The organism is Streptomyces sp. NPDC001410, assembly GCF_042895235.1.
GTDB lineage: Bacteria > Actinomycetota > Actinomycetes > Streptomycetales > Streptomycetaceae > Streptomyces.
In genome coordinates this window covers 284,529-297,553 of the sequence record NZ_JBIAWE010000003.1, presented here as the reverse complement: position 1 = coordinate 297,553, position 13,025 = coordinate 284,529, and the positions used below count along the sequence as shown (strand labels likewise).

General features: G+C 71.6%; 13 protein-coding genes and 1 pseudogene. 6 read left to right on the top strand and 8 right to left on the bottom strand.

Annotated elements, in window-relative coordinates; all coding sequences use genetic code 11:
• Positions 1-92 precede the first annotated feature (92 nt).
• Positions 93-1,013, top strand: a complete 921-nt coding sequence (locus ACFY3C_RS07995) for a serine hydrolase (protein ID WP_390770149.1) — start codon at positions 93-95, stop codon at positions 1,011-1,013.
• Here the strand turns inward: ACFY3C_RS07995 and ACFY3C_RS07990 are convergent, their stop codons facing one another.
• Positions 1,014-2,048 carry a PucR family transcriptional regulator gene (locus ACFY3C_RS07990; RefSeq protein WP_390770148.1) on the bottom strand — a complete coding sequence of 345 codons (1,035 nt, stop codon included), beginning with the start codon at positions 2,046-2,048 and terminating at the stop codon, positions 1,014-1,016. It abuts the gene before it with no gap.
• 107 nt (positions 2,049-2,155) lie between these two features.
• Here ACFY3C_RS07990 and ACFY3C_RS07985 point away from each other — a divergent pair, with 107 nt between their 5' ends.
• Entirely contained in the window at positions 2,156-3,052 is an 897-nt protein-coding gene (locus ACFY3C_RS07985) for an alpha/beta hydrolase (protein ID WP_390770358.1), read from the top strand.
• 86 nt (positions 3,053-3,138) lie between these two features.
• On the opposite strand, the gene ACFY3C_RS07980 is transcribed toward ACFY3C_RS07985, so the two are convergent.
• On the bottom strand, positions 3,139-3,987 hold the full coding sequence (locus ACFY3C_RS07980) for a class I SAM-dependent methyltransferase (RefSeq protein ID WP_390770147.1): 849 nt from the start codon (positions 3,985-3,987) through the stop codon (positions 3,139-3,141).
• A 125-nt stretch (positions 3,988-4,112) separates the two neighbouring features.
• On the opposite strand from ACFY3C_RS07980, the gene ACFY3C_RS07975 reads away from it, so the two are divergent.
• Positions 4,113-4,604, top strand: a complete 492-nt coding sequence (locus tag ACFY3C_RS07975; protein WP_386577664.1) for a peptidylprolyl isomerase — start codon at positions 4,113-4,115, stop codon at positions 4,602-4,604.
• Between the two features lie 106 nt (positions 4,605-4,710).
• Here the strand turns inward: ACFY3C_RS07975 and ACFY3C_RS07970 are convergent, their stop codons facing one another.
• Positions 4,711-5,040: a branched-chain amino acid transporter permease gene (locus ACFY3C_RS07970; RefSeq protein ID WP_390770146.1), complete on the bottom strand. Its 330-nt coding sequence runs from the start codon at positions 5,038-5,040 to the stop codon at positions 4,711-4,713.
• Positions 5,033-5,782, bottom strand: coding sequence for an AzlC family ABC transporter permease (locus tag ACFY3C_RS07965; protein WP_390770145.1), 750 nt, complete (start codon positions 5,780-5,782; stop codon positions 5,033-5,035). Before ACFY3C_RS07965 ends, ACFY3C_RS07970 begins: the two co-directional genes overlap by 8 nt.
• Positions 5,783-5,844: 62 nt before the next feature.
• Between ACFY3C_RS07965 and ACFY3C_RS07960 the strand changes: the two genes are divergently transcribed.
• Positions 5,845-6,303, top strand: coding sequence for an Lrp/AsnC family transcriptional regulator (locus tag ACFY3C_RS07960; protein WP_390770144.1), 459 nt, complete (start codon positions 5,845-5,847; stop codon positions 6,301-6,303).
• A gap of 117 nt (positions 6,304-6,420) precedes the next feature.
• On the top strand, positions 6,421-7,212 hold the full coding sequence (locus ACFY3C_RS07955; RefSeq protein WP_390770143.1) for a ribonuclease BN: 792 nt from the start codon (positions 6,421-6,423) through the stop codon (positions 7,210-7,212).
• A gap of 8 nt (positions 7,213-7,220) precedes the next feature.
• Here the strand turns inward: ACFY3C_RS07955 and ACFY3C_RS07950 are convergent, their stop codons facing one another.
• The 3 genes from ACFY3C_RS07950 to ACFY3C_RS07940 all read right to left on the bottom strand — a co-directional run bounded on the left by ACFY3C_RS07950 (position 7,221) and on the right by ACFY3C_RS07940 (position 9,585).
• Positions 7,221-7,646 carry a MarR family winged helix-turn-helix transcriptional regulator gene (locus ACFY3C_RS07950; protein ID WP_390770142.1) on the bottom strand — a complete coding sequence of 142 codons (426 nt, stop codon included), beginning with the start codon at positions 7,644-7,646 and terminating at the stop codon, positions 7,221-7,223.
• Positions 7,643-8,533, bottom strand: coding sequence for an NmrA/HSCARG family protein (locus ACFY3C_RS07945; RefSeq protein ID WP_390770141.1), 891 nt, complete (start codon positions 8,531-8,533; stop codon positions 7,643-7,645). Before ACFY3C_RS07945 ends, ACFY3C_RS07950 begins: the two co-directional genes overlap by 4 nt.
• 119 nt (positions 8,534-8,652) lie before the next feature.
• The gene (locus tag ACFY3C_RS07940; RefSeq protein ID WP_390770140.1) at positions 8,653-9,585 is read right to left on the bottom strand and encodes a nitrilase-related carbon-nitrogen hydrolase; all 933 of its coding nucleotides are present in this window, start codon (positions 9,583-9,585) and stop codon (positions 8,653-8,655) included.
• A 94-nt stretch (positions 9,586-9,679) separates the two neighbouring features.
• Here ACFY3C_RS07940 and ACFY3C_RS07935 point away from each other — a divergent pair.
• Positions 9,680-10,829 (top strand): annotated as a pseudogene (locus ACFY3C_RS07935) (histidine kinase).
• A gap of 36 nt (positions 10,830-10,865) precedes the next feature.
• On the opposite strand, the gene ACFY3C_RS07930 reads toward ACFY3C_RS07935, so the two are convergent.
• Complete coding sequence (locus ACFY3C_RS07930; RefSeq protein ID WP_390770139.1) at positions 10,866-12,926, bottom strand: protein kinase; 2,061 nt, start codon at positions 12,924-12,926, stop codon at positions 10,866-10,868.
• Positions 12,927-13,025: the final 99 nt, after the last annotated feature.

Genomic DNA, 13,025 nt, shown 5'->3' with positions numbered 1-13,025 from the left:
GCGGTTCGGGAAGCATGGGCCGTCCCGGCCGTTCACTGTTCACCGCTGGCGAATCGTCCCCCGGCCTGGGGTGGGTGAGTGATCGTGGGCGGATGATCGAGGACCGACTTGAGCAGGTGTTCGCCGAGGCCGGATGTCAGGGCAGTGTGGCTGTCCTGGACGTCGACGGTCCCGGGCGGGTGGTGTTGGGCGACGACGAGTTGGCGGTCGCCGCGTCCACGTTCAAGATCGCGGTGGCGTTGGAGTTGTTCTGCCAGGGTGCTGAGGGCGAGTTGGACCTGGCCGAGCGGGTCCGGCTGTCGCCGTCGCGGGCCACGCCGGGCGGCCAGGGCTTCTGCATCTTCGAGGACGAGGCCGAGGTCTCGCTGCGCGATGTCGCCCGAATGATGGTGACGATCAGCGACAACACCGCGACCGACGTGGTGATCCGTCGGGTGTCGGTGCCGCGGATTCATGCACGGTTGGCCGCGTTGGGCCTGGACCGGATCCGGTTGGCGGGCACGATCCAGGAGGAGTTCGACGCGATCGGCCGCGATACGGGCTTCGCCGGGTGGGCGGAGATGAACCGCGCGATGCGCGAGGCGGGCTCGCCACGGGATGCCGACCGCATATGGGAGCGCGCGCTGTCCACTCCGTCCCTGCGGCCCGGGCGGATCACGAGCGCGACGGCCGGGCAGATGGCCGCCTTGCTGAGGATGATCTGGCGGGACGAGGCCGGGCCCGCCGACGCCTGCGCCGCGGTACGGACCGTCATCGGTCAGCAGCGGCTGACCCGCAAGATCGCCGCAGGGTTCGGTGCCGAGGTGCGGGTGGCCGCCAAGTCGGGCACGGTTCCCGGATGTGTGAGCAACGACGCCGGAGTCGTGCGGTTCCCGGACGGTTCCCGTTTCGCGGTGGCGGTGTTCACCAGGCCCACCGGGCCCGGTACGGGGACGCCACAGGCGGATTCCGTGATCGGCACGGCCGCCCGGCTGGCCGTCGAGCACCTTCGCCGGCGGAGGCACGCCGGGTGATCAGTCGTCGAGCAGCCGCCATGCGGTGAGGGCGAGCCTGGCCCGCAACAGGCCGGTGGGCTCGGTGAGTTCGATACCCAGGGTCCTTCCGATTTGTTCGAGCCGGCGGGCGACGCTGCTGTGATGCAGATGGAGACAGTCGGCGGCCCGGCGCAGGGAGCCGGTTTCGCAGTAGGCGTCCAGGGTCTCCAGGTCTTCCGGGTTGCCGGCGATACGGGCGATCGCGGCCACGTCGGCGTTGTCCCGCGCGGCGTCCTCGGGTATCCGGGCGAGCAGTGCCAACGCCCCCAGGTCGTCGTGCTGGACGACCGGTCGGCGTGCGGTGGTGAGGCGGAGGGCGGTGCGGGCTTCCCGCCAGGACCGGTCGGGGCTGTCCGCGGCGCCGATGCCGGCGCGTACGTCCGCCGGAAAGCGGTCGGCGTCCACGGTGGTGGCCAGGATGACACCCATGCCGGCGAGCGTCGCCGCCTTCACCGGGCGGGCCGGGCAGACCAGGCCGCCGATCCGGTCGAGCGGAACCCGAGACCGCACGGCGACGACGCGGAGCGGCAGGTCGGCGGCGAACCCCAGGAGCCGTAGCGCCCGGGCCCTGGCGGCCTCGTCACAGTCGGGGCTGACGACCAGTTCGACGAGGGCGGGGTCGGCCATGGTGGTGCGGGCCGGGCCGTACCGCTCGGCCACGGCCGCGGCGGCGATGGCGAGCCGGTCGAGGAGCACTTCGTCGAGCGGGCCGGGCGGGCCGGGGCGCTCCAGCCACACACTGCCGATCTCCTCCTCGTCGAGGACGACCGGCGCCGTGCTGGACGCGGGTGCCGGCGGAGCGGACGCCTCCCTGCCGTCGGGCGCCATGCGGATCGCGCGCGCCGTGCCGTGGAGCCGGATCCCGGCCACGCACTCGGCCAGGGCCGCCGACGCCCGGGCGAGCGCCGGGAGGTCGACGCGGCGGCGCATCAGCGTGTCGTAGAACGTGACGACGCGGATCGCGCCCTGGACGTGCGTGTCCAGGTGCGACAGCCGTTCGGCCAGTGCCTCCATGACGCAAGGATAGGTGCCGACGGGTGCGCCAACCGGCGTGCGTTCGGGGCGAGATGACCGACGTCTGGCGGATGAACCCCGGGGTGGTGGCTGTGAGGATGACCGACATGGATCCCGAACTCGAAGCATTCATCCCGTTGGTCCCCCAGGTCGACCTGAGCGACCCGATCGCCGACCGCAAGAACTACGCGGCGCGCGCCGCCGCGGCACCGATCCCGGACACCACAGGCCTGGACATCGAGGATCGCACCGTACCCGCCGACCCGGACGTGCCGGTGCGGATCTATCGCCCGCAGGGGGCGCAGGGCGCCATCGTCTGGCTGCACGGCGGCTCATGGGTCATGGGCGACCTGGACACCGATCACCCGTGGACCACCCGGCTCGCTGCCGCCTCCGGCACGACGGTGATCTCGGTGGGCTACCGCCTGGCTCCCGAGCACCGGTTCCCGGCCGCCCTGGACGACGCCTACGCCGTGCTGACCTGGACGGCCGAGCACGCGGCCGAACTCGGCATCGACCCGGCCCGGATCGCGGTCGGAGGGCACAGTGCCGGCGGGGCCATGGCGGCCGCGGTGGCGCTGCGGGCGCGTGACCAGCAGGGACCGCCGATCCGCTTCCAACTGCTCAACCAGCCGGGGCTCGACGACCGGCAGGAGACATGGTCGACGGATCCCGTCGCCGCGACGCTCGGAGGCGGCCACGCCCACATGGCCGCAGCGTGGCGACACTGGCTGGGCTCCGCAACCGCCACACCGTACGCCGCCCCGGCACGAGCCACCGACCTGACCGGGCTTCCCCCCGCCCACATCGCCACCGCGGAGTTCTGTCCGTACCGCGACGTGGACATCACCTACGCGCAGCGCCTCCTGCAGGCGGGCGTGTCGGTCGAGCTGCACCAGTGGCCCGGCACGTTCCACGGGTCCCAGGCGATCCTGTCGGCCGAGATCTCGCAGCGGCAGATCGCCGAACTCGCCGCGACCCTGCGGCGTGCCCTGACCGAGTGAGATGAACCAAGCCGGCCGGCGCGGCCTCCGCTTGGATGCCCGCGTACGTGCCAGTCGGTAGAAGGAGAAGATCACCGCAACAAGGGTCACCCCGATACGGACGGGTTTCGCCACACGAACACCTCGGTGCTGGGCCCCCGTTCGCAGAAGCGGCTCTTGGGGGAGGACGTGCGCAGCAGGTGGCGCAGGTCGGCTTCGAAGGCGGCACGGCGCGCGCCGAACAGGCCGGGTGCGGAGTACGACATCGAGAAGGTGCCGGCGACGACGTCGTCCTCGTTGCGTTCCAGTACCTGTCCGCCGGGGACGACATGCCGCCGGGGCCCCAGGAATCCGGCGCGGGCGATGATCGCCGCTTCGCCGCCGGGGGTTCCGTCGGGCAGCACTCCGCGCCCGGCACGGCGGACCGGTCCCAGGTACTGCTTGACCAGTTCGTCGATGGCGCCGTACGGCACACCGGGGTAGGGCAGGCCCTCAATGCCGAGTTGCTCGCCCTTCAGGTCCGAGACGTGCACCAGCGCCCCGCCGGGCCGGAGCATGCCGCGCACGGTGGCCGCCACCAGGTCGCGGTCCATCCAGTGGAAGGACTGGGCGAAGACCGCCACGGTGAAGGTGCCGAGGTCCGCCGGGAGGTCCTCGGCCCGGATCCGTACCCAGCGGGACTTGGCGGCCCCGCCCGCAGCGGCGGCCCGGCGGGCGGCTTCGTCGAGCATGCCGGGGTCGGGGTCCACGCCCACGACTTCGGCGAACAGGGACGCGAGGGGCACGGACAGGGTGCCTGGACCGCAACCCACGTCGAGGAGCCGCCCGGTGCCGTCGAGCCCGAGCGCTTCGGCCAGCACCGGCACGAGAGTGGGGGCGTACGGCAGTCTGCCGCGGTCGTAGTAGGGGGCTGCGCCCGCGAACAGTGTTTCGTCCCACACCCAGTCTTCGGCCACGGGAGGATTTTCCACGTGTGTGGGGCGCGAGGCACGGTGTTTGTCGGTGGGGCGCGGAGCGACACCAGATGGTGAAGGAGACCCTTCTGCACGTCGGGGGACTCCACGACGGTAGGTTGATCGCCATGAGTGACAACGTGTACTTCGACATCAGCATCAACGACGAGCCGGCCGGCCGGATCGTTTTCAAGCTCTTCGACGACGTGGTTCCCAAGACCGCCAAGAACTTCCGCGAGCTGGCCACCGGCGAGCACGGCTTCGGCTACGCCGGTTCCTCGTTCCACCGGGTCATCCCGCAGTTCATGCTGCAGGGCGGCGACTTCACCAAGGGCAACGGCACCGGCGGCAAGAGCATCTACGGCGAGAAGTTCGCCGACGAGAACTTCACTCTGAAGCACGACCGTCCGTACCTGCTGAGCATGGCGAACGCCGGCCGGAACACCAACGGCTCGCAGTTCTTCATCACCACGATCGTCACCGACTGGCTCGACGGCAAGCACGTCGTCTTCGGTGAGGTCGTCGAGGGGCAGAAGCTCGTCGACCAGATCGAGGGCCTGGGCAGCCGGAGCGGCGCGCCCAGCGCGAAGGTCACGATCACCGCGAGCGGCACGGTCTGACCGACGCTCCCCCGCACCGGCGGGTGACGCGAACGCCCCGGTGACGACGCCGGTCGGTTCTCTCCTGGCCGGCCGTCTCACCGGGCGTCGCCCTGTCCGCGGGCCGTCAGTGCGCGAAGACCGTGCTGGCCAGCGTCACATGGACGGCGGTGCCGCCGAGGATGCTCAACAGGGCGTTGCGGCGCCACAGATGCAGGCCGACGGTGACCGTCAGGGCCGCCAGGGGGGCCGCCACTCGGGCGTGGGTCAGCGGCAGGTCGCGCAGACAGTGGACGACCAGGATCACCATGATCCCGGCGGGCATGCGCGTGCTCAGGTACTGGACCGTGCCGCTCGCCGGCAGCGGGGCGAGGGCGGCGAAGGGGAGGGCGCGCAGGGCCCAGGTCACCGCGGCGGATATCAGGACCGCGGCGACGAGGTAGGTCGTGTCAGGCATGGCTCGGCTTCCTGCGGGTGGTGAGGTGTCGGGCCAGGAGCCCGGCGGTGAACAGGGCGAAGGCGACCGGCAGCAGCTGACCGGGGAACAGCAGCCGGGCGGCCAGGGCGCTGAGGAGGGCGAGCAGCGGGGTGGGCAGATCGCCCCGCAGGTCACGTACGGCGTCGAGCGCCAGCACGGTGAACAGGGCGGTCAGCGCGAAGTCCAGCCCGGTGACGCTGTCCGGAATGAGGGACCCGAGCAGGGCTCCGGCGGTGGCACCCCCGGCCCAGTACAGGTGCATGAAGACCTGCAGCCAGAGGATGCGCCGGCTCGGCCAGGAGCGGGCTTGCCGCCCGGCGGTCAGGGCGTACGCCTCGTCGCACAGGGCGAACGTGCTGTACGCCTTCCCGAGACGCCCCTGCACCCGGTCCAGCGGGAAGGACAGGGCGTAGAAGACGTGCCGTAGGTTCACCAGGAACGCGGACACGGCGATGGAGACCAGCGGCGCGGACGCCGCGACCATTCCGATCAGCAGGAACTCTAACGACCCGCCGTAGATGAGCGCGCTGGACAGGCCCGCCCACCACCAGCCGACTCCGGAGCGGGTGACGAGCACCCCGAAGGCGATGCCGAGCGGGACGAAGCCGAGGCCCACGGAGGCGGAGTCCTCGAACGCGGCCCGCGCCTCGGATCGGGGCCGGGGCGGCGGGGTCGGCGCAGGCGAGGCCGGGCTGTCGGCGATGGCAGGGGACGTTCGCATGAAGACATTTTAGGAAATACGTCACGTCATATAGTTGCCGATAATGTCCGTAGGCTGGGCTTATGCGCAATGTTGTGAAACTCGACGCCATCGATCGGGACATTCTGTTTCACCTGCGCCAGGACGGCCGGCTGACCAACGTCGAGCTGGCCCAGCGGGTGGGGCTGACCCCGCCGCCGTGCCTGCGCCGGGTCAAGCGGCTGGAGGAGGCGGGTGTCATCGCCGGGTACCGGGCAGTCGTCGACCCCGAGGCCCTCGGCCGCGGTCTGGAGGTCCTCATCGACGTCGAGGTCAGCGCCAACGACCGGACGACGTTCCTGGAGTTCGAGGACACCGTGGCCGCCTTCGACGAGGTGATCGAGTTCCGGCGCATGTACGGCCGCCCCGACTACTTCGTCCGCGTCGCCGTCGCCGACCACGCCGCCTACGAGTCCTTCCTCACCGAGAAGCTCAGCGGCCTGCCGTGCGTCCTGCGCATCGACTCCCACCTGACCATGAAGACGATCAAGTCGGGTTCCTGAATCCGGGCAGGGCGCAAGAGCCTACTCGGCATGTCCGGCCGGGCGATTCCACGGCTTTCGTCCGATCATGTCTCCAGAGACTCCGCCAGAGACTCATCGAGGGCACGGGAGGAACCCGTGAGGCAGTGGCGGCGCGGCCTCCACCGCGCTTGGGAGTGGCTGCGTCTGCGCGCCCTGCTCGAACACGGCCGTGAACTGGAGCTGATGCACCGGGCCATGGGGTTCGCCACGCTGGCCCTGGTGACGCTGGCTCCGCTGCTGATCGTGGTCGCCGCTGCCGATCCGCTGGTGCGGGGCGGCTTCGCCTCGTGGCTCACCGACGGCATGGGACTGTCGGGGCCGTCCGCCGAGGCGCTCACCGACGTCATCAGTCCCCCGCGCAAGGTCATCGGCACCACCAGTGTGCTGAGCCTGATCCTGCTCGCGGTGTTCGGCATCTCCTTCGCGGGCAGCGTGCAGAACGGGTACGAGCGGATCTGGGACCTCGCGTCGGGGCCCTGGCACCGGGTCTGGCGGCAGGCGACCTGGCTGGCGGTGCTGATGGCCTACCTCTATCAGGAGGTGCAGACGCGGACGGCGATCCACGGTATGCAGCGGATCTCACTCTCCGTGATCAGCGGGGTGCTGTTCTTCTGGTGGGGCCAGCGCTTCCTGCTCGGGGGCCAGGTCCACTGGCGCACCCTGCTGCCGGGCGCGATCGCCACGGTCCTCGGCCTGGTCGGCCTCAGGGCCTTCTCGTTCCTCGTCTTCGCCCCGCTCATCATCACCAACGCACTGAGCTACGGCGCGGTCGGAACCGTGCTGGTGGTGGAGTCGTGGCTGATCGGCGTCGGGTTCGTGGTGTACGGGGGTGCGCTGTTCGGCCGCTGGTTCGTCGAGCACCACTGGATGCCCGCCCACGAGGAGTGAGCGGCCCGTCAGCCGGTCGAGGCCGCGACCGGTGCGCCTTCGAGGTTGCGCGTCATCCGTTCCAGGACGCGTACAGCGGTGCCGTACTCCTCCAGCGAGATGCCCGCGATGACCGCTTCCCGGAAGAAGGCGACCCGTTCGGTGACGGCGGCCAGGCGGGCGTCGCCCTGCGCGGTGAGGGTGAGCAGGCCCGGGGCGGGGCGTGTCGCCCAGCCGTCGGTGACGACGGTCCGGATGGCGGCGGCCAGGGCGACGGTGTCGGCGTTGGCGCCCAGGGTGGTGTGGACCTCGGTGTCGGTGGCTCCGGGTGCGGCGCGGACGACGTTGAGGACCTGCCAGGTCAGGCGGGAGAGGCCGTACTCCGCGAGCAGGGCGTCCATCTGCCGGGTGAGGGCCTGGTCGGTGCGGTTGAGCCAGTAGCCGATGGGCTTCATGACAGGGCGGGTTCCTTCGGGTTAGGGGCGAGCAGGGCGGGCCAGTCCTGGGCGGTGGCCCAGTCGGCGAAGGTGTGCCAGCCGACCTCGGGGTGGTCGCGGCGCAGGGCGGTGACGTCGACGTCGAGGCCGGTGGTGGTGAAGTACGAGAACATCGCCGCGAGGTCGTCGGAGTGGGTGCGGACGTGGGACAGGGGCACCTCACGGTGTGTGACGGGGCGGCCGGTGGCGGCGGACAGGGCCGCGGCGATCTGTGTGGCGGTGAGTTCGTCGGAGGCGATGTCGACACGGCGGCCGGTGAAGGCGGACCGGCGCTGCAGGACCAGGGCCGCGAACGCGCCGATGTCAAAGGCCGGGATGAGCGTGAGGGGGCGGTCGGCCGGCATGGGCCAGGCGAACGTGTTCTCGCGCAGGCCTTCCAGGGTCCAGCCGGAGGAGAAGTTGTCCATGAAGGCCGCGGGGGCGATGACCGTCCAGGGCACGCCCGTCGTCCTGAGGTGGCGCTCGATCTCGTCCTTGCTGTCGTAGTGCGGGATGCCGGTGCCGCGGTCGGCGTGCGCCGCCGACGTGAACACGATGTGGCCGACCCGGGCGGCCGCCGCCGCGTCCAGCAGGGTCCTGCCCTGGCGGACCTCGGTGGCGGTGTCCGTGCCGAACGGGGTGGTCACCGCGAAGAGGGAGTCGGCGCCGGCGAGGGCGGCGTCCAGGGAGGGGCGGTCGTCGAAGTCGGCGTACCGGACGTCCGCACCGAGCCGGCGCAGGGCCTCGGCCGCCGGTCCGGCGGGGGTGCGGGTGAGGGCGCGGACCCGGTGTCCGGCGGCAAGCAAGGCACGGGCGGTGGCTCCGCCCTGGGCGCCGGTCGCACCGGTGACGGCGATGGTGAGCATGTGGACTCCTGAACGTGTACGGGCAGCGCATGTCATGCCTGCGCTGCACATTAACTGCGTCACGAAGACAATAGCCCACATCTTCACTGCGTCGCGCAGATAAAAAGTGGTGAAGTGGATCACCCCTGCGTCGGAGCGACGGTCGCACGGGCGGTTTCGTCGACATGGAGGGTGAAGACGTCCGGGCGGGCGTAGTGGCCGGTGGGGTCGAAGTCGAAGCGGGCTCGGGCGAGGTCGTCGAGGTCGAGTGCGGCGGACAGGATGCCCTCGCCGTCGCGCAGCGGGCCGGCCAGGATCTCGCCGAGCGGGGAGACGATGACGGAGCCGCCGCCGATGAGGACGGTGCCGGGTGCGTCCCCCTGGACGGGGTGGACGTCGGCGGGCAGGGCGTCGCGGCGCAGGTACTGGCAGGCGCCGAGCACGAAGCAGCGGCCCTCCAGGGCGATGTGCCGCAGGGTGGCCTGCCACGAGTCACGGTCGTCCACGGTCGGGGCGCACCACAGGTCGACGCCCTTGGCGTACATCGCCGTACGGAACAGTGGCATGTAGTTCTCCCAGCAGATCGCCGCGCCCAGGCGGGCCGTGCCGGTGTCCACGACGGGCAGGGTGGAGCCGTCGCCCTGGCCCCACAGGTAGCGTTCGGCGGCGGTCGGCATCAGCTTGCGGTGCAGGCCCAGGTAGCCGTCCGGGCCGAAGAACAGGGCGACGCAGTACAGGGTGCCGCGTTGCCGTTCGACCGCGCCGACCACGGCGTGCACACCCAGCTCACGGGTGACGGCGGCCAGCGCCTCGACCTCCGGGCCGGGGATCTCGATGGCGGCGGCGTGGTAGCGGCGGAAGAGGTCGCGGCCTTCCGGGGTGCGGCTGCCGACGGTGATGCCGAAGTCCAGGCCCTTGGGATAGCCACCGAGGAACGCCTCGGGCAGGACGACGACGCCGGCTCGGTGGCTCCCGACCGCCTCACGGATCAGCTGCTCGACGCGGTGCAGCGCGGCGGGTGTGTCGAACAGCGGGGCGGCGGCCTGGACTACGGCGGCGGTCACAGTGGTCATGCCGTCGAGGCTAGAACCGGCCCTCGTTCTCACGCGCGGCAAAGGTGGAGCCTGCTCCCCCGACCGTCCGGCTCTGATCGCCTAGCGTTGCCGTATGGGTAGAGCGTTGCGGCAGGCCGGGCGTGCCACGGTTCACCTGACCCTCGCCGCGGTCATGGTCTTCGGCCTGTATCTCTTCATCACCGTGCTGCTTCTCACGGCCGTCGCCACGCTCGTCGTGGTCGGGGCCTGGATGCTGCCCGAGACCGTGCTGCTGATACGTCGGATCGCCGGAGCCAAGCGGCACATGACCACCGCCTGGACGGGCCGTGAGATCCCGGAGGCGTACCAGCCGCTCACCGGTCCGCTGCGCCAACGCCTGCGCACCGCGGTCCGCGATCCCAGCACCCGTCTCGACGTGCGCTGGATGATCGCCTCGTACGTCTACGGCGCCCTGGTCCTCCTGGCATTGCCGCTGTGGCCGCTGGGTCTGGTCGTCGACGGAGTGCGGAGCGGGCTGCTGCGCCGCGCGCCGGTCGTGCTGCCGCTGATCACCCGGCTCGCCGACCTGGAGGCCGCCTGATCGACGGCCCTGTTGCGGCCTTCGCCCCGGGCCCTGCTCGCCGCCCGTGTCGAGGAGCTGGCCGCGACCCGCGCCGACGCGATCTCCGCGCACGAGGCCGAACTGCGCCGTATCGAACGCGATCTGCACGACGGCGCCCAGGCCCGCCTGGTGGCACTGTCCATGCGGATCGGGCTGGCGCGGCGAGCGTACGACAGTGATCCGGAGACCGCACGCAGGCTGCTGGACGAGGCACAGGACCAGGCTGAGGAGGCGCTCACCGAGCTGCGCCAGGTGGTGCGCGGCATCCATCCGCCGATCCTCACCGACCGTGGCCTGGCCGGGGCCGTACGGGCCCTGGCGGCCAGCAGTGGGCTGGAGGTGACCATGGAGGTGGCGGGCGGTCTGGAGGAGGGGGCCTCGACCCCCGGCCGCCGTCGAGGCTGCCGCGTACTTCGCGGTCGCCGAGGCGCTGACCAACGCCGCCAAGCACGGCGGTGGCCGACGGGCGGTACGACTGGAACGCCTGCGCTCCGGACTGCGTGCCGTCGTACGGGACGACGGCACGGGCGGGGCGGACGAGAGCGAGGGCACCGGGCTGCTGGGCATCCGCCACAGGGTCGCCGCGCTGGACGGCAGCGTCCAGGTGTCCAGCCCGGTCGGGGGTCCGACCGTGGTCGAGGTGCGGCTGCCGTGTGTGTGATGATCGCCGAGGGCGGCGGGCGACTGGCCCGGACCCTCACTTCATGCAGTCCCCCGAGCCCGTGAACTCGGCAAAGCGGCTGTTGCCCTCCCACACGGCGACGGACCAACGGGTGTACCGCCACGCCTTGTTGCTGCTGTACTCGGAGACCAGCTTCCGGCAGGCGGTGGTGGTGACGACGTCCTGGAAGTTGTCCCGCTGGGCGCGGCCGATCAGTGTGCCGTCGGGGTCGTGCATCCACACGTACGCGGCCTTCTCGACGGGATCGAAGCCCAGGCTGATGTCGTTCTCCGCGGCCACCGGATCCACCCCGTTGCCCTCGGCGACCCGGACCTTCCAGGCCGCCGTGACGGCCTTGTCGGTGGCGTCGGCGACGCGGATCTCCGCCCGGTCGCTGCTCGGTATCTGCGCGGTCGCCATACCGGACTCGTCGCCCTGCCACTGCCCGGCGGTCAGGTTGTAGCACCCGTCGGTGGCCTCGCCGAAGCCGAGGACGTTCGGCTCGGGATCGGTGTCGTAGTCCTTCCAGAAGACCGCGTAGCGGCCGTAGGGCCAGGCGGTGGGGTCGTCCGCGAGCCGGCGGGCGAGGGCGGTGCAGGCCGCCATCTCCCCGCTCCTGCGGAACACTTCCTGCTGGTCCTCGGGAAGCTGGGAGATCGGGCCGCCGGTCACCATCAGCGTCTGTGCGCTCTTGCTGAACGTGACCGTGGGCTCCATGAAGGCCATGTCCTTGGTGGCGAGCATGGTCCTCATGTCGTCCCGGACCGTGGTCGCCACGTCCTGCTCGGTCGCGGTGCTCGCTCCGGTACTGACTCGCCACTCGTCGTCACCGGGCTGGGTCTCGTCCCCGGCGCGGGTGAAGGCGGGGTCGGTCACCCCCGCGAGCGGGTCGGTCGGGACGGCTGCCCTGCGGGGATCGACCGCCGGCTGCGCCGGTTCCGTCGTCCCGTCGGGCGCGGCGGATCGGGTGTGCTGTGCGGTGCTGTCCGCCTGCGCGGCCGGGGACGCGCCGGCCGTGGACTCCTTGGTCTTTGCGGCATGGTCGCCTCTGTTGCCGGGGAGGGCGATGACGGCGCCCGCGAGACCGCCGGCCACGGCTGCGGCGACGAGGACGGTCGTGATGGTCCGCTTCCGGGAGGACGGTGCCGCCGGGGCGTGCCAGCGGGGATCGTCCAGGGTGGGCAGGTCCCACTGGGCCATGACCGGTTCACCGGCGCGGGTGGATCCCAGGTCCACCTCGCCGCCGACGACCTGGGTGGCCTGCGCGGCGAGCAACGCTGCACACTTGTCCGCCGCCGTCACGGCGCTTGTCCGTTCGCCGGGTTCCTTCGCGAGGGCCGTCTCCACGATCTCCCGCAACTCCCGCGGAACTCCGTCCAGATCGGGTTCCCCCGACATGACGCGGAACGCGACCGCGTCCGGCGCGCCGGCACCGAACGGGAGACGGCCGGTCGCGGCGTACGCCACCAGCGCGCCCCAGGCGAACAGGTCGCCCTCGGGTCCGGCCGTGCCCCCGCGGTAGTACTCGGGGCTGATCCAGCCGGGGGTGCCGGTCAGGACGCCGGTCCGGGTCACGCTGGTGCCGTCGGCGGCGTGGGCGATGCCGAAGTCCAGCACGCGGGGCCCGGCGGGCGTGAGGATGACGTTCTGCGGCTTCACGTCCCGGTGGACCACACCGGCCTGGTGAATGGCCGCCAGCGCCTGGGCCGTACCGGTCGCGAACGCGTACAGCGTGCCGCCGGTGAGGGGGCCGTACCCGGCCAGGTGCTCGCTGAGGGTGGGGCCGGGCGCGTAGGCGGTCGCCAGCCAGGGTGCGGCGGCCTCGGGATCGGCGGCGAGCAGCGGCAGGAGGCAGGGGCCCTGCACCCGGGCGGAGAGCTGGACCTCACGGCGGAACCGCGCCCGGAACTCCGGGTCCTGGGTCTGCGCGGGGTGGATCACCTTGACCGCGACCCGGAGTCCGTCGTCGGTGAGGCCGGCGTGGACCGTGCCCATGCCGCCGGAGCCGAGACGGCCGATGATCCGGTACGGGCCGATGCGGGCGGGGTCTCCGGGGTGGGCAGGACGCACCCGCCCGCCCGCGCCAGTAGTGCTCACGGAACTCCCCCCAGGAGCATGCCGATGGATCGTGCAGAAGATGTGGAGAATGTGTATATCACGCAGATGGTTGGCGTCGGCACGCGTTGTCGGGGAGCG